The sequence below is a fragment of the Rhodococcus sp. MS13 genome (assembly GCF_013277835.1).
GTDB lineage: Bacteria > Actinomycetota > Actinomycetes > Mycobacteriales > Mycobacteriaceae > Rhodococcus_F > Rhodococcus_F erythropolis.
Map to the genome: position 1 here is coordinate 1 of NZ_VBTL01000020.1, position 18,884 is coordinate 18,884.

General features: G+C 58.2%; 13 protein-coding genes, 1 pseudogene and 1 other annotated feature. Of the genes and pseudogenes, 8 read left to right on the forward strand and 6 right to left on the reverse strand.

Annotated elements, in window-relative coordinates:
- The coding region (locus tag FEZ59_RS29685) for an IS3 family transposase (RefSeq protein WP_172933572.1) at positions 1–186 on the forward strand (186 nt) is incomplete at its 5' end.
- 356 nt (positions 187–542) lie between these two features.
- Here the strand turns inward: FEZ59_RS29685 and FEZ59_RS29690 are convergent.
- Together FEZ59_RS29690 and FEZ59_RS30190 are read right to left on the reverse strand one after the other, a co-directional pair.
- Positions 543–1,139 (reverse strand): annotated as a pseudogene (locus FEZ59_RS29690) (transposase).
- Positions 1,140–1,158: 19 nt separating this feature from the next.
- Positions 1,159–1,320: a hypothetical protein gene (locus FEZ59_RS30190; protein WP_242459972.1), complete on the reverse strand. Its 162-nt coding sequence runs from the start codon at positions 1,318–1,320 to the stop codon at positions 1,159–1,161.
- A gap of 216 nt (positions 1,321–1,536) precedes the next feature.
- On the opposite strand from FEZ59_RS30190, the gene FEZ59_RS29695 reads away from it, so the two are divergent.
- The 3 genes from FEZ59_RS29695 to FEZ59_RS30485 all read left to right on the forward strand — a co-directional run bounded on the left by FEZ59_RS29695 (position 1,537) and on the right by FEZ59_RS30485 (position 3,128).
- Positions 1,537–2,571 carry a hypothetical protein gene (locus tag FEZ59_RS29695; RefSeq protein WP_172933573.1) on the forward strand — a complete coding sequence of 345 codons (1,035 nt, stop codon included), beginning with the start codon at positions 1,537–1,539 and terminating at the stop codon, positions 2,569–2,571.
- A gap of 246 nt (positions 2,572–2,817) precedes the next feature.
- Positions 2,818–2,955, forward strand: a complete 138-nt coding sequence (locus FEZ59_RS30480) for a hypothetical protein (protein WP_346343265.1) — start codon at positions 2,818–2,820, stop codon at positions 2,953–2,955.
- The gene (locus tag FEZ59_RS30485) at positions 2,952–3,128 is read left to right on the forward strand and encodes a 5'-nucleotidase (RefSeq protein WP_346343266.1); all 177 of its coding nucleotides are present in this window, start codon (positions 2,952–2,954) and stop codon (positions 3,126–3,128) included. The genes FEZ59_RS30480 and FEZ59_RS30485 overlap by 4 nt, the downstream gene beginning before the upstream one ends.
- Before the next feature lie 98 nt (positions 3,129–3,226).
- Here FEZ59_RS30485 and FEZ59_RS29705 read toward each other — a convergent pair whose 3' ends face one another.
- Positions 3,227–4,462 (reverse strand): hypothetical protein, encoded by a 1,236-nt coding sequence (locus FEZ59_RS29705; RefSeq protein WP_172933574.1) that lies wholly within the window; start codon positions 4,460–4,462, stop codon positions 3,227–3,229.
- A gap of 270 nt (positions 4,463–4,732) precedes the next feature.
- Here FEZ59_RS29705 and FEZ59_RS29710 point away from each other — a divergent pair, with 270 nt between their 5' ends.
- Positions 4,733–4,894 (forward strand): hypothetical protein, encoded by a 162-nt coding sequence (locus FEZ59_RS29710; RefSeq protein ID WP_172933575.1) that lies wholly within the window; start codon positions 4,733–4,735, stop codon positions 4,892–4,894.
- A gap of 267 nt (positions 4,895–5,161) precedes the next feature.
- Positions 5,162–5,638 carry a hypothetical protein gene (locus FEZ59_RS29715; protein WP_172933576.1) on the forward strand — a complete coding sequence of 159 codons (477 nt, stop codon included), beginning with the start codon at positions 5,162–5,164 and terminating at the stop codon, positions 5,636–5,638.
- Here FEZ59_RS29715 and FEZ59_RS29720 read toward each other — a convergent pair.
- From FEZ59_RS29720 to FEZ59_RS29730, 3 genes are all read right to left on the reverse strand, one after another.
- A protein-coding gene (locus tag FEZ59_RS29720) for an IS3 family transposase (RefSeq protein ID WP_172933577.1) occupies positions 5,627–6,879 on the reverse strand; the annotation gives its coding sequence in 2 pieces (ribosomal slippage) (positions 5,627–6,591 and positions 6,591–6,879; 1,254 coding nt in all). The two genes, FEZ59_RS29715 and FEZ59_RS29720, sit on opposite strands and share 12 nt — an antisense overlap.
- Positions 6,464–6,592, reverse strand: a sequence feature (AL1L pseudoknot). It overlaps the preceding gene by 129 nt.
- A gap of 647 nt (positions 6,880–7,526) precedes the next feature.
- Entirely contained in the window at positions 7,527–8,897 is a 1,371-nt protein-coding gene (locus tag FEZ59_RS29725) for a hypothetical protein (RefSeq protein WP_172933578.1), read from the reverse strand.
- A gap of 1 nt (position 8,898) precedes the next feature.
- Complete coding sequence (locus tag FEZ59_RS29730) at positions 8,899–13,884, reverse strand: hypothetical protein (protein WP_172933579.1); 4,986 nt, start codon at positions 13,882–13,884, stop codon at positions 8,899–8,901.
- Between the two features lie 547 nt (positions 13,885–14,431).
- On the opposite strand from FEZ59_RS29730, the gene FEZ59_RS29735 reads away from it, so the two are divergent.
- The gene (locus FEZ59_RS29735; RefSeq protein WP_172933580.1) at positions 14,432–16,255 is read left to right on the forward strand and encodes a hypothetical protein; all 1,824 of its coding nucleotides are present in this window, start codon (positions 14,432–14,434) and stop codon (positions 16,253–16,255) included.
- Positions 16,256–17,245: 990 nt separating this feature from the next.
- A complete protein-coding gene (locus tag FEZ59_RS29740) occupies positions 17,246–18,694 on the forward strand; it encodes a HEPN domain-containing protein (RefSeq protein ID WP_172933581.1) in 1,449 nt (482 codons plus the stop codon).
- The last annotated feature ends 190 nt before the right edge of the window (positions 18,695–18,884 follow it).

Consider the following 18,884-nt stretch of genomic DNA (forward strand, 5'->3'; position numbering starts at 1 on the left):
ATCTTGTGGTCGACGTTCAAACACGAGTACTACTATCGCCACACTTTCGCGTATTCCACTGAACTGGTTGCTGCAGTTGACAACTGGATGAACTTCTACAACACTCGCCGTAGGCACTCCACGATCGGGATGCTCAGCCCCACCAACTACGAACAGTCACTGACCGCGCCCATCATGGCCGCGTAAACACTGTCCACTTTTCGGGGGGAACCTCAGACCTCGCGACAGCATGGAAAGCACGTGATGTACCGATTCTGGATCCGACTTGGTCGCTTGAGCGAATGATGTCAATCCTGGACGCTGAGGGAAAACCGATCTCTGACGCAGGTAAGTAGATTCCTAGCTGTGTGGAGAGTGTTGTTGTGGTGGTGCGCTGGGTTCGGTGTGCGGTGCGGTGTTGTTTTGTAGCGGGGTGCTCCCACCCTTCTCGGCGCTGCCTGAGTCACGCTGCCCCAGCTTCACCGAACCGCTACGACGGCCCGGCGTCGAAGGTTTTCCACCTCCGATCGGTGAATCAGGCGCCTCGCGGCGTACGTTGCGGATCAAGTGCGCGATGCAGGTCGCGGCCGTGGTGGCCGGCCACACGTTCTCGAGCGCTTTCCGGCAGGCCTTTCAATCCGTCGCAGAACAGGAAGAACATGTCCCGGGTGCCCCCGATTGCGGATGTCTGTGAGCACGCTCATCCAGAATTTGGCGCCCTCGCCGCCCGTGCCAGCCCGCAATCCGAGTACATCGCGGTAGCCGTCGAGACTGACGCCGATTGCCGCGTAGATCGGTCGGTTCGCGACCTGCCCGTCTCGAACTTTGACGACGATCGCATCGACGAATATCGCTGCGTACACCTCGTCGAGCGGGCGGGCGGACCAGTCCTGTATCTCCTCGAGCACTTTGTCGGTGATCCGCGAGATGGTCTCTTTCGAGACCGAGGCGCCTGGGGGTGCCTCCCGCGCGGGGGAAGATATTCGGCGAAGTGAGCGGTGATCTCACCGGTCGTTAATCCTTTGGCGTACAACGACAACACGATCTCGTCGACACCGTTGAGTCGTCGTTGGCGTTTCACGGGCGATCTGCGGTTCGAATGTACCTTGCCGATCTCGGGGGACTTCGATCGGGACGTGGCCGGTGGCCTCGGTCAGCACAGTTTTCGGCCGGGTTCCGTCAAAGGATGTTCGTCGACTCGCGGTCCGGCTGCGCTTGGTTCTTGTAGTGGCCGAGGTGTTCGGTCATTTCTTCGTTCAGTGCGGTTTCGAGGACGGTTTTGGTGAACTGTTTGAGCAGGCCGTCTGGCCAGGTCAGCGACGGGCCTTGCTCCCTCGTCAACCTGACCAATCCTGCCGCCGCGGCTGCTTCCGCGGAGGGTGGTTGGCCCTCTTCTTCGTCACATCTTCCAGTGTCGTCATCTTGGCACCTCTTCGCTGAGCATTCACTCAGCTTGTCGGGCCGAAACACCGATTACGAAACGGTCCCTCAGTGACGGCTCTCGCCGAGTGATAGGTTCGGCCGAGTTGCATAATGCAGGCGATGTAGAATTTCGCAGTGGCAAAATCTGATAGTCAGTCGGTGTTACCGTGGTCGTTCGGTCATAAGAGATTTGGTAATGATGAGCTTCCTGGTCACTTGCTCGAGATTTCCAACTACCATGCCCGCGCAGCGATTTCGGAGTCCACGTCAACCGACGCCAGGCGCTGGCTTAACTCGGCAGTTCATGCAGGTAGCGCGATTGAGATCTTTGCCAAGTTCTTGCTGGCGAGGGAAAATCCAACGCTGATTCTTGAAATGAAGAATGCGTCCGACCTTTCCTTGTTGCACACAATTGGTCGAAGCGATGTCGGCAACACGGATGACGCAATGAACTTGCAGACTCGTGGCCCAGATTCCTGTTTCAAACTTATCGCGGTAATTTGGGGATCAGATAAGGTGAACCAAGGCTGTGCGAGACGGGTGCTCAATGCACGGAACGCGGCAATCCACCTGGGACTCCTGGATCGGGCGCAGCTCCAAGAAGCGCTGATCGAGTTCGCAGACGTGATGACAGAGATGCTACGTCTTGCAAAAGTGGATGAAGCAGGCTTCTGGAAATCGAGTCAGGTGCGGGTGGAGCGACTATCCAGTGATCGGTCTCTTCATCGCAGGCTCAAGATCAAGCTTGCCGAATCTGACAGGTGTGCAGCAACGCTCGGGCCGGTGGATGAGGGTGCAGTGCGATTGGAAATGAGGCGGGCGACGGAGCCTTCTGATCTACAAGACACGATGCCAGATTCTTCTGTCTTCATGCGATCTCAGTGCCCAGGCTGTGGGAGAGTCGGGCGCACGTACTACTCGACATCGGAATCAGCTCCCGAGAGAGAATTTGATGGTCCGCTGATGATCCCAACGGTGGCGTCTCCTGTTGGATTCCGATGTACCACTTGCAATTTGGCGCTCTCGCTTGATGAATTGAATCAGTTGAACATGGCTGGTGGTTTCGAGCTCGCTGCCCGCGAAGCGACCGACGAGGAGATAACCAAGTTCGACGCACATTTAGAGGAGATGTATGCGCAGGATCGCCGTGATCATGAGCAAGGTCGTTGATCACCGATGGAAGTGTGGGCTCTAGCAGTCGTTGCAACACCCAGAATTCGGTTTTAGGTGTTGCAACAACTGCTAGAACCAGGATGTGGCGGGTTTTAGTCATCGTTGCAACAGTTGACGTGGCTTGAGGTTAGCCGTGACTCGAATAGTTCTGTGGGAGTGCAGTCTTGGATAACTCGGCGGGGTCGGCGATTGAGTTCGTTCTCGATCGCCAGGAGATGCTGCGGCGAATGCACTCTCAGGTCAGTGCCCAGCCCCGTGTTCGACGCTTTGTTCGCCGAGCACGACTTCGTCGAGTTGATCAAACGTGTCACCACTGTCGCCGTCGAGACGATGAAGATCGTCGACAGTTTGCGTTTTTTCTCGGTGGAGTCTCGAAGGTGAAGGTCCTTGAGATCCTCAAACCGCATATCTTCTTCGACGACCAGACCAAGCATCTTCTGCCGGCGTCTACAGTCGCCCCGTGCGTGCATGTTCCTTTCGGTGTCACCAACGCAGACGTACTTCGCCAGCGGCAGTCCGGGAGCGAGGATGAAGCGGGGAAGGTCTTTTCATGAGATTGATGACGCAGGTGGGTCGCCGCGGTGAGCCGCGGGCTAGTGGCGACGCAGGTCAATGGAGTCGTACCCCCGGTGCCTGATGTTGGTACCGCAGTTCAGTTGGTGGCGGCAGGTTCCTGGTTCGAGGTCGTTTTCGACCGTTTAGGAGGGATGTGTACGGACGCGACACACAGGTCGACGCGGCGCTCGCCGGTTCGATATTTGTAGATCGGCCACCCGCTGGGTCCGTCCTCGGTGTCGATGTACCCTTTCACGTCACATAGTGCAGCAAGCCTGTCTCGCTTCGGACCATCGAAGGTGTGCGTCCTGAACAGCAGGAGAAGTACCGCTGCCGTGTCGTGGACGGTGAGGTATCCGAACAGCTGAGGATCGACTGCTTCTCGAACTACTTTGTCGCTGGTCGCCCTCTTGGCTTCACAAATGAAGACTTTGGCGGGTCCGCGTCCTTCAGCCAGGGTGTCTGCTTGAATGAAGATGTCTGACTTGCCTTCGCGGCTGTAGACTTCCCGTTTGGCTCCTGGGAGTGTTGCGTTGAGTGTGGCCGCCAGCAGATCGCTCACTCGGTCTTCTCCGAGGTCGTGAAAGGCCTCGGGGGTGCGTTCAATTGCGTTGGCCCACACCCGGATGACCGCCTGGACATCTTCGAACGAGGCTGGGGCGAGCCGGGCGCGAGTATCGATGAGGAGTTCCTCGTCGTCGTTGAGTTCAGCCTTGGTGTTGATGTCGCTAGGCAGGGTTGTTGGGTCTGGTGTATCGAGTGTCGGCTCGGCGATTGCCCAGGCGTTCGGGAAGGTCAGGCTCGCTGTGACTGCAGCTCGGTTGGTGAGTATTTCCCGCCGCTTCTCGATGGCAAAGTTCAGAAGGTTCGGGAGTTCGACGTCGAAGTAGTGCTCAGTTTGCTGTGCAATCTGGACGACGATGGGGTCGATCTCCTTGCGTCGATCTTCGAACACAGTCCGAAGATCGAGCTCCCCGGCGTGAACGGCCTTCTCCTGTGCGACCGTGAGGTCGATGAATGTATAGACCGCCCACTCGGGTTCACTGGCGTCCAGGGGATCGCCGGTCTCCGAGAGTTGCCATTGGTTAATGGCGGCATCGAGCCGCCCGTGGTTCTCGTGTGTCCACGGTGTCGTCCAGGTTGCGGATTCGGCCTGTAGGGACGCGTCTACTGCTGTCAGCTCTACCTCGGCTGCATCCGGCCAGAATGTAAGTAACCACGGATCGCCGTAGACCTGAACTGCAATGTAGTGGCGATGGGTCGGTTGCGTGAACTCAGTCCCGGGGACAGGGATCTGGATGCCTTCGTTTTCGCCGATCCGTGCGGCTCGCATACCTCCGAGCTTTGGTGCCTTCGGCCGAAGTGCCGCCAACTCAGGGAGTAAGTTCGTCTCAAACTTGTCCAGTTGGTCGAGTTCGGTTGTTGCACACACGGCGTCTAGTAGCCCGCTGCGTTTGACCATTGACCTGAGGTGGTTGGAAAGCGGGTCGAGGTCGTTCCGTGAGCTGTTGAACAGTGAGGTCACAGGTCGACAGCCTACGGGTAGGGCGGTGCCCTCCACTGAGGCGCCGCTGGATCACCAGGTGTCAGGACGAGCTCGCACGTGAATCGGTCGGCTCTCCGACGCTGCCGTCTCGGGCGAACACCTGACAGGGCGCCGGCACACTCTTGCGTACACGCGATCATCACGCTCAGCCACTTCTACTTCGGGGTCGCCACCATCATCGAGAACATGCTCGAGCTCGATACGGTCAAGGCAGCGTGACGGATTGGCACTCGTACACCTAACGTGACGTGTCTGCGGCTGGAGACACGTGGGAATACTGGCCGCGGCGACGCGATGCCGAGGAATGAACAACGAACGCCCGTCACTCCATCCCTTGATCATTGAGAACTCAATTCGCGCAGTGTCATTCACTTGAACGGCACCCGGGGATTCCAGGGTCCTGTAGGCGGTTCGTTGTCGGACGCACCACCTAGAGTTCGACTACCGACCACGGGTCGATATGACTGCCAAGGAAAGGGTACAGACATGGCATCACCCAATACACAGCTTCGGAACTGGCTCGACCATATCCGCACTCTGCGCCGTGAGTTCGACGCGTACGAGGAACGTCTCGAGGAGTGGTCGCAACCGGATTCGCCGGAACGCGTACGCGCTGGCGTCAAGCAGCGGCTCGCGTTTCAGATCGGTGTCTTTCTCCGCCTGATGCAGCGTGATCTGATTTTCGATCCCTCGAATGCCCCGGGAATCGTCGGTTACTCGCACTTTCTTCGTGTTACTTTGCTTATCGCCGAGAACGCGACGATGGACGAGGCGGTGGCCAGTATTCACGAACTTAATGACGCGATGACCGAAACCGCCGAACGCTGGCTGAAGAGCGGTGTCGACGGAGAAGAACTTGCAGGCCTCGTCACGAACCTCAAGATGGAAGCCGAGCGTGTCCGCGAACTCGGCGGCGACCCCGAACTGAATCGCACCGGCGAGTCCGGAGACTTACTGATTTGAGAACTCCGCAATTCGCGTAGTTCTGTGTTCACCGTAGTAGAACGCCTCGAGTTCGGCAGGAGGCACATCCCCACAATGCTCGTAGAGTCGCCGGTGGTTGAACCAGTCCACCCACTCCAACGTCGCGATCTCCACATGCTCGACCGTTCGCCACGGCCCACGAGGTTTGATCAACTCGGTCTTGTACAACCCGTTGATCGTCTCGGCGAGAGCATTGTCGTAACTCGACCCAGTCGCCCCGATCGAGGCATCGATACCCACCTCAATGAGCCTGTCGGTGAACGCAATTGACGTATATTGCGACCCGCGGTCGTTGTGGTGAATGAGCCCGGCCAGTTCGGTAATCCCTTCTCGGCGTCGAGTCCAGATCGCGTGCTCGATCGCACCGAGTACCAACGGTGTCGTCATCGTCGTCGCAGTCCTCCAACCCAGAATCCGCCGTGAATACGCATCGATCACGAACGCGACGTACACCCAACCCGACCACGTCGAAACATAAGTAAAGTCGGCTACCCACAACACATTTGGCGCAACCGGGTTGAACTTTCGCTGCACCAGATCGTCCGCCCGACGGCCTTGTGGATCTGCGATAGTGGTCCGTTTCGCCTTGCCTCGACGTGCACCTTCGAGCCCGAGGACACCCATCAACCGTTCGACCGTGCACCGTGCCACGTCGATGCCTTCTCGACGCATTTCCAGCCACACCTTCCGGGCTCCGTAGACCGAATAATTCTCGGCATGTACACGGCTGACCGCGGCTTTGAGCTCTTCGTCGCGCAGAGCCCGCCGAGAGGCGGAACGATTGCGCGCGTCGTAGTAGGTGGACGGCGCAATTGAGCAGCCATGCTCGCTGAGCACCCTGCACATCGGCTCGACGCCGTACTCACTCTTGTATCGGTTGATGAAGTCGATGATCACTTGTTGTTGCGGTCGAGCTCCGCTGCGAAGAAAACCGATGCCGACTTCAGGATCTCGTTGGCGCGCTTGAGTTCCCGATTCTCGGCTCGAAGTTTGCGCATCTCCGCTGCCATTTCGCTCGTCACACCGGGACGTTTGCCGGCGTCGGTCTGAGCTCTCCGGACCCAGTTGAGCAGCGTTTGCGCTGTTCCGATGCCGAGTTTGTCAGCGACGGATTCGACTGCGGCCCACTCGGACGGGTACTCGTGTTGGACTTCTGCGACCATCCGCACTGCCCGCTCACGTAGTTCGGGCGGGTACCTCTTGTTCGTTGCTGACGACATGACTCCATCTTTCCCAAAGGATGAAGTCTCCGGAAACTCCGGTTCGATTCAAACTCCCGGCAAAGACGTAGCAGCGCCTCGGTCGAGTTTGACCGCGACTGAATCGTTTTATAGCGCGTGTGAAGCCGGTTTCAAGTGAAGTCGTAACCAGCGCTTTCCGTCCATACTGTCACGCGGACAACGTAGTTGACTCCACGGTCTAATTTGTGGGGTCAGCTACGAAGCCGCGCCGGTAGTGCACAGCAGTCGGTACGGGAGACGAACTCGTCGAGGAGACTGGCAAGTCCAACGTGCGCGTACCCGGTGATGGACTCGAACATCGACAACCTGTTGGCTGTTTGCCGGTCGGATTCCAGGTGCCCGCGAGCCGTCTGGCTCCACTGCACATCGACCTGAATTTTCGACGCCGTGACGCAGTTGTGCCTGCAGGCGAGAGTGAACCTCGTCAACGAGGGTGCCGTCGCCCGCCCGCGCAGGCTTGCGAACAACTGATCACCGCGGTCGCCGCTTTAGACCGACATCACCATCCTGGATGCTGATGTGACCTTCCGAGCTGGCGGGCGCGGCGGTGGGGCCGATGCCCCGGTCCGAATGGAGAGGTTAGGTGCCCGTGGTGTGCCCTGACGAAGATTGACTCGTTCGGCTGGCTATTCCGATGGCCACACGACTAGCGGCGAGGAAACACCAAGTGCCTGGCTGCTGTTAGCGGCCCGCACCTGAATTATGTGTCCTCCCGGAGGAAGCGCCGGAATCGCGACAGTCTGATTGCTCTCGCGGATGACCCGGTTGAATCGTGAGAGTGTGGTGCCCAGTTCATCGGTCACCGATACGACGACAGCTTGCGGAGTGTGTGCACAGGAGATCCCGATCGTCACAGGCTCTCTGGTGCTAACGATTTCGGGTGCTGCGACGGAAATGTTGGTGTCATCTGATGCTTTGAACGTGACCGGTCGTGAAGTGAGGATTGCTTCCATCTCGTCGAGCGCGGCGCGATTTGTTTGGAGGCTGCCGTGTTTTTCGGCCACACGTCTAAGTGTGTTGTCGTCGAGTGGCACGCCCTTCGGGATGGATGCTGCGGGTACGGTTCCATCTCCGCCGTGGTCGACGCCGTTCAGGGTGTTGTGGACGACGAGCTGTCTGTGTTCGACGACGACCGAGGTGGCGGTTGGTTGCTTGGTGCCGATGATGGCGTGACGCATCGGGGCGTTTGTGGTCTGCAGTTCTGCGGTCTCGAGGCGGTGGTAGAAATCTACGGCGTCGTCGATAGCCATGGTGGGCACACCAGGGATCTCCAGCCCTTCGATGTGGTGAAGTTCGCCATCCCGTTCAACGCAGGCGTAGGAGGGAAGGAGCTGATGGGCTGAGGGCAGTGATCGCACCGCTGAGTGAAGATCGACACCGACTTTGGCGAGCCAGGGAACGGGACCGTCGGCAAGTGTCGCAACCGCTTTGAGAGACCCCCGATATGGTGTTCCGAACGTGATGAGCTTGTTGGTGATCTCGGCGCCGCCCTCGACGGCGATGAACCAGCGGGCTATCAGGCCGCCCATCGAGTGGCAGACGAAAGTGACTCGTGCATCGCGATTGTGTGGCGACGACTCGCGCCACCGTTGGAGTGCGCGTTCGACGACGGTCTTGAGTTGGCGCGCATTGAAACGATTCGACAGCCGCCAGTCATAAGGAAAGAGAACAAGATTGGGGGCTTCGGAAGGTCCGTCGGTGCGATCGCGGAAGCCGATTTTTCTCAACCGATCGACGAGGGCCCCGTATCCTTGCACTGGCGACCAGAGCCCGGGCACGACGTGAATGTTCCCCATGAGACCAGTCGGAGTCACCCCGTCGCCCGGGTGCTCATCGCCGAGACTCTCCGGGACACGCAGGTAGTCGATGTTGCGGTTGTGGTGGAAGATTGTGTCGAATAACGCGCCAATTTTGTTGGACCAGAAGGGCTTTCCGTCCTTCGCGAGGGTGCTTCCCATGATTCCCGGGATGACGACGACGAGATCGGTGGAACTCACGCTATTTGACCTCATTTGCGTCGATGAGGAGTGGGATGAGCCGGAGAAACTCTGGTTTGACCGATCCTAGGCGTGCGGCGGCGGTAGTGAGGGAACTGATCCGGTCAGGTACAAGCTCTCGCACAGAAATCATGAGGTCTGCTGCCTGTGCCTGGTCCCCCTTGTCGATGAGAATGGCGCACATGTAGAACGCCGCGAGTCCCTGAACTTCGGGATGGGGTGCTCGGGAAGAGTGCGGTGTAATAAGTAATTGAATGGCCCGAGCGAGCATCGGTTGGTCGTGTTCGTGTGCGATGCGTCCGAGGAGTTCCTGGGCTTTGTCCGGGTCGGAAATGGCGCTGATCACGGCATCATGCAGATCGTTTTCGGATAGCTTGACCAGGTAGTATGCGATGGTCCCAGGTTGGTCGTCCTCACGCGCGCGGTCACGCAAATGTTGTTCGACCAAGTCAGAGCGCAGTTCCTCTCCATTTCTCAAGAGGAGTTCGAGCTGTGCATCGAGGTCGGCGGCAGCGAATGCGTCGGCAACGTCGCCAGCCAGCGGCTTCTGGTAAGCCTCCCTGATGCCACTCACAGCGGCGACCGACCTGATCTCCTTCAGCGTGGGAACTCGCTCGGGGTAGATCCCCAGGTAGGCCTCCTCCATGATGGGGTCGAAGGAGGATTCGACAAGGTAGGCATGTGTAAGCAGAAATTCGTAGCCATCCTGGTGAGTGGATGACGATGCCCACATCAGCGCTGTATCCAGCTGGGGCAGGTCGAGGACCAGCCACGGTGGGGGATCAGCGTGCGTTTCTTGAGCCCAGATGTGGTCGAAGAAGTACTGCGCCGTGGACCGTTTGCGCCTTGCAAGCATTTTGAGGCCGAAGTAAAGCCGTGCATCTTCATGGCCGAGTTCGTCGAGTCCCCGGCTGATCCAATGTGGGTTGAGTGGACTGAGAGCTGGCATGCGAGAAAGGATGTTGCCGAGCAGTTGGGCGCGCTGAACTCCATTCAATGGCTCGAGCATTCGATCGACGTGTGTGGTGATTGGCAATTGAGGAACGAACGTAATGCCTTCTGTTGCAAGGAAAGCAAGGACTTCTGCGCAAGTGGCGAGGTTGGCAGGAGTTCGTTCCGGAAGGCGTTCGTAATAGGGCAATGCGCCCAGCGCTGTCTGGACGCCCTGTTGGCGCTTGGATAGGGAGAACTCGATTCGCGCTTGAATTCCCAGCGCGGATGCGAGCTCGACCTCGAACGCTCGATCTGTCGCGGCGAGTTTGGTCAGCACCTCAACCGCTTGTTGGATGTATGCGTACCCGTCAGCAGCCTCGTCTCTTGTGCCATATGCCGCAGCAAGATTGCGGAGCGCCATTGCGTATTTCGGTGATTTCGTCATTTCTGCGGCCTCGATGGATGAAACCGCGCGCTGTGCGAATTCAATAAGTTGGTCCGGATCGAGGGCGCATGTGGTGGCTTGAATGAGTGCATCTGTAAGGACGTCGGCAAGGATGTTCTCGTCGACGATTTTGCGGACCACCATATCGTCGCATAGCTGTACTGCCTGCGCTGATGTGGATGCTGCAGCCACTCGATCACCGGCGGCGAGCTGATGGATGGCTAGTTGGGCGACGGTACGCGCGGCGTCCACTTCAAACCTGGGATTAGCAGTGGAGAGTTTGCGGTAATACTCATGGGCCTCTCCGGTTGCCACGACGGCCTCTTCCGGACGACCGATATGCGCAAGTCGATCACCGTAATTGAGCAGGACCCCAGCGACATTGACCACATCACCTTCGTTTCGGGCTGCAAGCTCGCGATAAATCTCCAGCGACTCTTGCGTGAGCTGAATGGCGGCATGGTGTTCGCTCAGCCGCGTCATACAGTTCGCGAAGTTGTCCAGCGCCATCGCGAGGCAGCCCTTATCAGCCGGCTGCTCAGCAGCGATTGTCCGAGCCAGCTGTACTGCAGCTTGCCCTCGCCTGGCGGCTTCCACAGTGGCGCCCGCGGAAAGGAAGATGGCAGAGCAGTTGTTCAGCGCGCCAAAGAGCTGGATACGCTCCTTGACGCTGGGGTTCTCGATTGAGTGGAGCGTATTGATCGCCTCGTCCATTAAGGCAAGCGCACGGTCGTATTGGCCGAGCTCCATCAAGCGGTTGGCCATGTCATTCTTGGCCCCGGCCAGCTTGGTTTCCAGTGTGGAGTCTTCCGTCGCCATTTGCTCGAGAATCTGGAGACCCTGTTCGGCCGCCGAGAGCCCTGCACGGACGTTACCGGTCGCAGCCAAATGACCCCCGAGGTTGCTGATCGATTCGGCTAATGCGATGCGGTCGAGGATTCGATTGCGTAGCGCGACTGCCTGCCGGAGCGCGTCGACGGAGTTCTTGCTTGCGGTTACCGCATCGGCGGCGTGGTTTGCATCGCTGTGCGCGAGGGCCAGGACATTCAGCGTGACACCGAGTCGGTAATAGTTGTTGCCGCCATGGTCGAGGAACTCTCGCTCGAGGTCGGCCGCGCGGGTGGCGGCGTCGACCGCGGCCCGGGGCCTGCCGGCGTCCATGAGCATTGTGGCGAGGTTATGGACGGCTGCCGCATAGTCGGGTAGGAGCTGCGAATCCTGTTGAACAAGATCGGCATACGCGTTAACAGCAGTGCCGGCTGAGCGTACTGCGCGGTCGATCTGGCCGCTTGTTTGATAGCAGAGTGCAAGATGCGCGTGCGCCTGCGCGTATACAGGGTCAGAATGTTGGAGGGCACTATCCCGCAGCTGCGTGATGGTCCGTTCGGCGAGTTGCGTCGCTCGTGCCACGTCCGCAGAGCCAAGTGCAGTGATCGATACACCGAGGGTCGCGTAAGCCAGCTCGGCGGAATGTTGTGCAGCTAGCGCCGGACGATCCTTCAGTAGCGCGAGCCCTGGTTCGCCGGCACGCATGAGGTATCTCCAGAGATAACGGCTGAGGTGGGCGTCTGCCGGGTTTGCGGAAGTGGGTGTCAGCGCGTCGGCTGTGTTGAACAGCGCTTGTGCGACGCGGAGTTCGATTTCGCCGGGATCCTGGTTCGCGATCGCTTTTGTGTGGAAGTGTTGGGCGATGAGGGGGTGCGCGCAGCGGTACACTGCGACACCGTGTTCGGAATCTTCGACGACGTATTTTCCGAGTGCGGCGAATAACCAATCGATGTCCTCGCGAGCGAAGTTTCGCTGCGGATCGGTGGCGTTCGCGACCGCGATCCAATGGTCCTCGGGAAAACCAGCGCCGAGTCCCCACTGCAACGACTCGAACAGATGCTGTGCTGCGTCGACCGAATCGTTGCGAGGCTGGTGCCCATCCGAGATTGACTCCTGCACAACCTGATCCAACGTAGCGGCAATTGAAGTCTCCACTTGGGTTTGCCATGAGGGTCCGAAAGTATCAACGGGTGAATTCGCAAGATGGTCACAGATGAGCTCCATCAGGAGGAACGGCGGCGGGTTCTGTTCTCCGGTCATCTGTTGAATCGTCGCTGCGACCGCAGTGGCGTCCATGGTCTCGGAAACACCAGATAGGCGCGTTTCAACGGATTGCGTGAGTGCGAGCCAGCCGGACGCGCGATGGAGTGCCGAATCCAGATCGAGTATCCGGTCGAGAGAGGTGATTACGTCCGTCACATCCAAGGTGGATGCCGCAGGTTGGGATGTAAGAGTTTGGCGTGCGGTGAGGTTGTTGTGCGAGCTCACCAGGTTCGTCACCTCGGTGCGTCGAGTGGTCACGACGACAACCGCGAATTCGCTCATGGGAGTCAGTAGTCGATCGACGATGTCGTGAAGATGACTTGGAGACTCGTTGAGCCCGTCCACCCCGATGACCGGCAGTTGGGCGAGGGGGACTGCACTCACCGAGTGGCTCAGCCGTTCCAGAGCGCCGAGGAGTTCCAGAGCATTTCGAGGATGAGTGAGAGCCTCCAAAACGCCAGAGGCGACGAGCCCTCGCTCGATCCGTGCTGCCAACGATGTGTGGTCGAGTCCGCGAGCACTGACCTGCGTATAGCTCCGGCTGTTCAATGTTGATTGCGGATCGATAGGTCCATCAACTGGTTGCGTGTTGAACTGTGCCATGACGTGGCCGAGCAGGGCTGTCTTTCCACTTCCAGGGCATCCCACGATCACGAAAACGCCGGGCTTGTTTCCCCGCATCCACGACTTGACGATGCGGACTTCTTCTGTCCGGCCGGTGAACTGGCGGAATGACGCGCCGTCGATGATCTCCTGCACAAGTGCCGGCGCGGCGTTTGGCACCCACAGTGGATTTCGAAGCATCGGCAATGCACTACCCGCTGAAGCAAAATGCGGAGCAGCCGTAAGGGACTGATCCCACTGTTTCAGGAGTGCGTCGCAGAGGTCGTCGCCGCGTATGAACTCACTGTGCGGGGACCAACGTCTACGTAGCAAGTCGGCATGTTTTCCGGCGGGGTCCGGTCCAGTTGACAGCAGTCTGATCAGGGCAGGACCGAGCGTCTGCTCACGAACAATCTCATTGGCAGCGCATGACGTGAGAACACCTACCCATGTGGATTCGGCCGCCGTGCCATTTCGGAGGAAAAGGTCATCTACCTGCACTGAGATACCCAGCGCGGAGCCTGAATAGCAGGTATCGAGAACGCAGAGGATCTGGTTCGCCCCGGAAAGAACACAGTGCGTTGCGACGTCCTCGGGATCAAAGCCGGCGACCATATCGCTTCCACTATCGGCCACCAATAGACGAATGCGACCTGCAGTGGCCTGGATTCCATGGCCAGACCACAGGAGAAAGACGCTGCCCCCATCCGCAGAGAACTTTCCCTTCACAGCCCTGAGCGTGTCTTGAACTTTGGCATGGTCTGCGTCGGTGAGGAGGTGCTTGTCGTAGTGATCGCCAACCAACTCTGCGATCTGCTTCACTTCTTGGGCTGACTGCGTCAGGTTTGAAAGCGTTTGATCTTCGTATTGATCGGTCCCGACGCCAATGAATAGTGCTTGCTCTTTCGGCGACACAGTAGCCTCTCATTTTGCCCAAATTCGTACTGAGGTATCGAACTACGGTAATCGGCCGTGGTTGCAGAGTTCGTCACATGGCAATCGACCTGTCGCCTGGACTAAGTCATGGTACGACCACGGTCAGGTACCGACATTCACCGCTATGGAAGCTGAGGCGTCCCGCCGCGAAATGGCAGGACGGGCGAACTCGCGCTAGACGTTCGTGCGAACTGATGTCCGCGAACTGCGTGAAATCACTCACAAGGTGCAACGCTCAGTTGTCAATCTGGAGACACCGATGTGAGTGAGTCTCTGATGTACCGGAGGTGAGTGCGACTGAATGACTACTTGTCGTCGCCAGACACCAGGCGCTCCCGTGCACAACGACTATGGACTTCTCATCTGATTGGAATGTCGGTCCGAGCACACCCGATACTAGAAGCAAAGACTGGAGGTAAACAATCATTCGCCGGCTACGCTCCTCGATATGGGTTCCAGGGGCAGTTCGCGTCAAGTTCAGCGTGCATACGAAGTTGATCGTCGTGGGCGTCGGGTAGGCACAGCGGTGAAGGACTATGAACGCGTTGCCAGAAGCAGCCCGGACCGTCTCGCTGAAGCGCTGATCGCCAGGCATAACGTCCGGATGACGAATCTCATGCGACTGCCCGAGGCGTATCGAGTGATGGCCATCGAGGCGATGGGACCTATCGCGATCCTTGATCCAAGTCACCACCTTCTTGGAATGACGCTGAATAGAGTACCGGTGGAATACACGGGGGAGTTTCCTCGGGATCTTGCCTGGGGGGTCGACAGTCAGATTGCGGCAGTCAGATTGTTGCTGTCGGGCCAAATCGTCGGAGCCGCCACGATTGCACGGCAGCAGTTGGAGCGCTGGACAATAGTACTCGCTCGAGCAGCTGGTCTTTCGAGGGAAGAAGGGGAGTCGATCGCGAACTACTTCGCACGGTCCTGGACGGCTTTCGATTCCTTTTCACCTGAATCTCGTGTCGCTGACGCACAGATTGATTTACAAGACCTAGATGCGGGTATCGAAGAGTACGAGCCGGGCGCCGACGAACCGGGATCCGATCATCAGCACATCGTTCTCTCGGATGGAACCGAAATTTGTCCAGGCGCCGTCTACGGGTATCTAAGCGAGATAATGCATGCCCGTGAGTGCCACGATGTGACGTCATGGGAGTCCGAGTGGTTGCTCGATCCAAGGAAGATGCCGACGGAATCGGCGCTGCCAATCAAGGCAATTGCCGATGCCATCAGCCTCAGCCTGATCCAGATTGGGATGTTGACCGCAGTTGGGCTGCATCGCGCGGGAAAACACACGGAAGCCTACAGACTCGCTAACTACAAGAGTTGGCCCCACCGATTCTCCGAGCGTGATCTCGCTTCTGAGTCCCGAGAATGGTGGGCGGCATCTACAAGCTCTGACCACGGAGTCGAGAGGGCCGCGGTTCCGACGTCCGGAGTTTCGCCGACGCTCGTCTCCCTTATGCCGCTAACACCGACGGAAGGCCTGCGGAAACGGAATGTCGCATACCTCGAGGCTCGATATTGGACCTACATTGGCATACGCACCGGTTACCGTCCTGCTGGGCGTCTCTACCGCGATGATGAAATGGTCACGCTGGTATTTGACGCACATCGATACAGTTCAGCTCAGTTCGCCCGCAGTGCTCTCGACACTGAGGCAGCACTGCTCGGCGATTCGTTTGACTTGCACACATTGGATAGTCGCGGCTCCGTCTACATTGTGGTGTCCGAACTGGCTGCTGTAGCGAGTATCTGGACGGCGGGTGCTGTTTCGGCTGCATTGAAGCTGATCTCGTCCAGCCTTCGATCGGCGTACTGGTTGTGGTTGGAAGACGACGACCGCGCGATGGCCTGTTTACGCTGCACTTTGGAGCAGGCAGCGAGAGTTGTCGCTACGGTTGAGAAACCGAGGAAAGCGGAGAGACTAGAGAATTCACCAGCGCCCACCAGTCGGTGGCTTGAAGCGGCTGGTTGGAAGCGACTGAATGCGCTGAACCAGGCGATTGGGGAGTACGCGCACGCCCAGAAGAAAGTCGACCCGCTAGCGAGTCGACTGCTACTTTCTGCGCTCCAGATGGACGTGGACCCAGACAAAGATGCCATTATGACTGCCCGTGGCAATGCCTTGGATCTAGTGACAGAGTTTGCAGCGCGAAGTGTGCTAACTGCTCTCCGTACTGTGTCGAGCACTGTCGCGGATACCGCACTCGAACTTTTGGAGGCTGGGATGTTGGACTTGACTCAGAAACACAAGGAGGAAGTCCTCAATCACTCGATGAAAATTCGAAATGCAGCTTCTGCGCCATCCGGTCACGAAGCAAGTCAATCCGTCACCGGATGAGAGAATGTGCGAGGCTTCTGGAGAGCAAATTCACCAGAAGCGGAGGATGTTTCGTTCGTGCTTCGAGCCGAGGTGAAGGGGTGCGTCGGCATAGTCGCTGTTCAACCGGTTGATCTGCTCGGCAAAAGCGCGTTGCGGGCAGTGTGTGGTTGGGCACCGGAACCGGTGCGTCCGCAGCATCAAAAGACTGGGACGGTTATTGATCGAGGCGTTTGCCAGGGTGCATTCGTACCGATCTTAACGATGATTGAAAGGTGTTCTGGCCGACTTTCCGTGGTGCCTCGCTCGCGGGATTTGCGATTGATTCTGTCTATGCGACCGAAGGTGGAATCCGTCTTCGTGCGTCGCCGTTGTCGACCTCGGCTCAGTGTCTGACATGTGCTGTTTCGTCGAAACGGGTGGACAGCCGTTACGGCCGGATGCGTGCACCTTGCAGATGTGACAATCTGAAACCAGCCCAGTCGCCTCATCCTGCAAGTCCGACGCATAATTTGCGCAAACATCGACTGCAACAGGGCGACGTTTTCCGAACAGATCGATGGCCCGACCAGTCGATGCGTACGGTGCACGCCGTTGCTGCGCGAAATCTCGAGAAGGTTGCACTGGCATTGGTAGGACGCGCAGCCGTCAGCGCCGAATTACTGTCGCCGTGTGATTCTACGTGCTGCCTTTTAAGAGGTCACGTCTGGCCAATGGATTGGAGCCCCATCGATATCAGTCCGCGGGGGGAGAGAGAAGCCGCGAACAGTGCTGGCTCGCGGGTCTCAGGACTTATTTCCGGAGAACCGGATTCATGAACTGCAAATTATTTCTTCGAATTGGTTGCCGTCAAATATCGGCTCTGCCGCCATTGCTGGTGGACCGAGATGGTCTGCGATATCGCACGCACCCGTCCTGCGGTCCGGGTTTGGCAGATACAGGAATGCTGGGAGCGGGTTTTTTCGACGATCTGATCGATCGGCCGAAACGTATACGTGAAAGTCTTATTCGATGAACTCGCAGACATTCTCCGGATACTGGTGGTGCAGTGACGATGCAAGCAACACGCAGCCAGGGACACTGAGCATCGCGTCGGACGGATCGGTTGTACTCGAACTGATCGAGGGTTTCGATGTGCAGCAGTACACACCCCTGCCTGACGGCTCCATCGGTGTCGGTGAGGGTCGTACCCGTATCGACGTCATCCACGGTGCGACAACCGCCGGCAAGGACTTCACGTTGCTGGACTGCCTCGTCCGGCGCTACAACATGGGCTTCGGAACCCCCACGGAACAGCGACTCTCTGCACGGTACGCGCTAGTGGGCCTCCATCTGGAGGACGCCGATGCGGAGGTGTTCGATACCTGCCGTCTCCGTATCGAGAATCTCCGTACATGGATGGCGATCGGCGAGTACAAGATCGCGCATAATGAAGATGGCCGAGAACGATCCGCCACGGTGACGACACCCGAACCAGTCACTGCGAAGTGGGGGGAGTTCACGATCCAAGCCGACATGTACGCGACACCGTTCAATTACTACGCCACCCGAGATGAGGCAGTCTTTAGTTCGAGGACGGCCGCAAACCTCACCATTACTTCAGAGACTCCTCGGTCTTACCGCGGATTCCACGAGGTCACTATGGCCATCGTCGATCTGCTGACCCTGGCCAGCGATCGTCCGTGTGCTGTTATCAGTCAGCGGCTGGTTGGCCAACCCATACCGGTCACGTACCCCAATATGATCGATGGCGGCAAGATCGGCACATTAACGCGGGAAGAGACACCTGAAGCTGCGGTGTACGCACGCCGGACCGTCACTGCATCACCTGACGCGAAGGAACTCCATCTGCACGATTTTTTGTTCACGTGCCAAGACATGCCCTTCGAAGAACTCGTTGTTCGCTGGCTCGACGTGAGAAGGCGTGTCGTGCGTGCGACGAACATGTTGTTCAGCCTGAAATATTCGAAGCCGGGGTTCTTGCAGACACAGGTTCTTACGGCCGCCGTTTCCGCGGAGGCGTTGAGTCGTTGCCTCACCGACCCCAACGCGGTACCGATGCCGACCCGCGACTTCGACAGCATGGTTCGCGAGCTTCGGATCGCCATCGGCAGGATGCGAGACGAGGACCGAAAGAGATTCGAAGGCTTGCTACGAAACGAGATTGGGTACCGCGACCGATTGAATGATGTCGCGTCCATGCCACCGCAAGCAGTCGTCGCCAAGATCATTCCCGATGTCGAAGTTTGGGCGAAGGAGCTGATGAATGTGCGGAACGGTATCGCACATGGGCTCGATCAGAGCTACAGCGAGCCCAGGAACCTCTTCCTGCTACTGCAACGCACCCAGTACCTGATCTACCTGGTATTGATGACCGAACTCGGCCTGCCAGAACCTGTTCTCGATCGCGCGGTCGAAGCGAATCAATACTTGATGTACTTGTACAAGGATGAGAATTAACTCGAACGCCGGTATCTTGAGGTGTCTGCGAACTAGACCGCCGCAGCGTACCCGTTGGTCACTGAGTGTGAGGACTGAGGTTCACCTCGGATGGTGGACACCGAGATAGCGGGACCGAGGGTTCCGCTGGAAGGATGTCCTCATGTCCCGCAAGCGCAGGTCGTTCACGACCGAGTACAAGGTCGAGGCC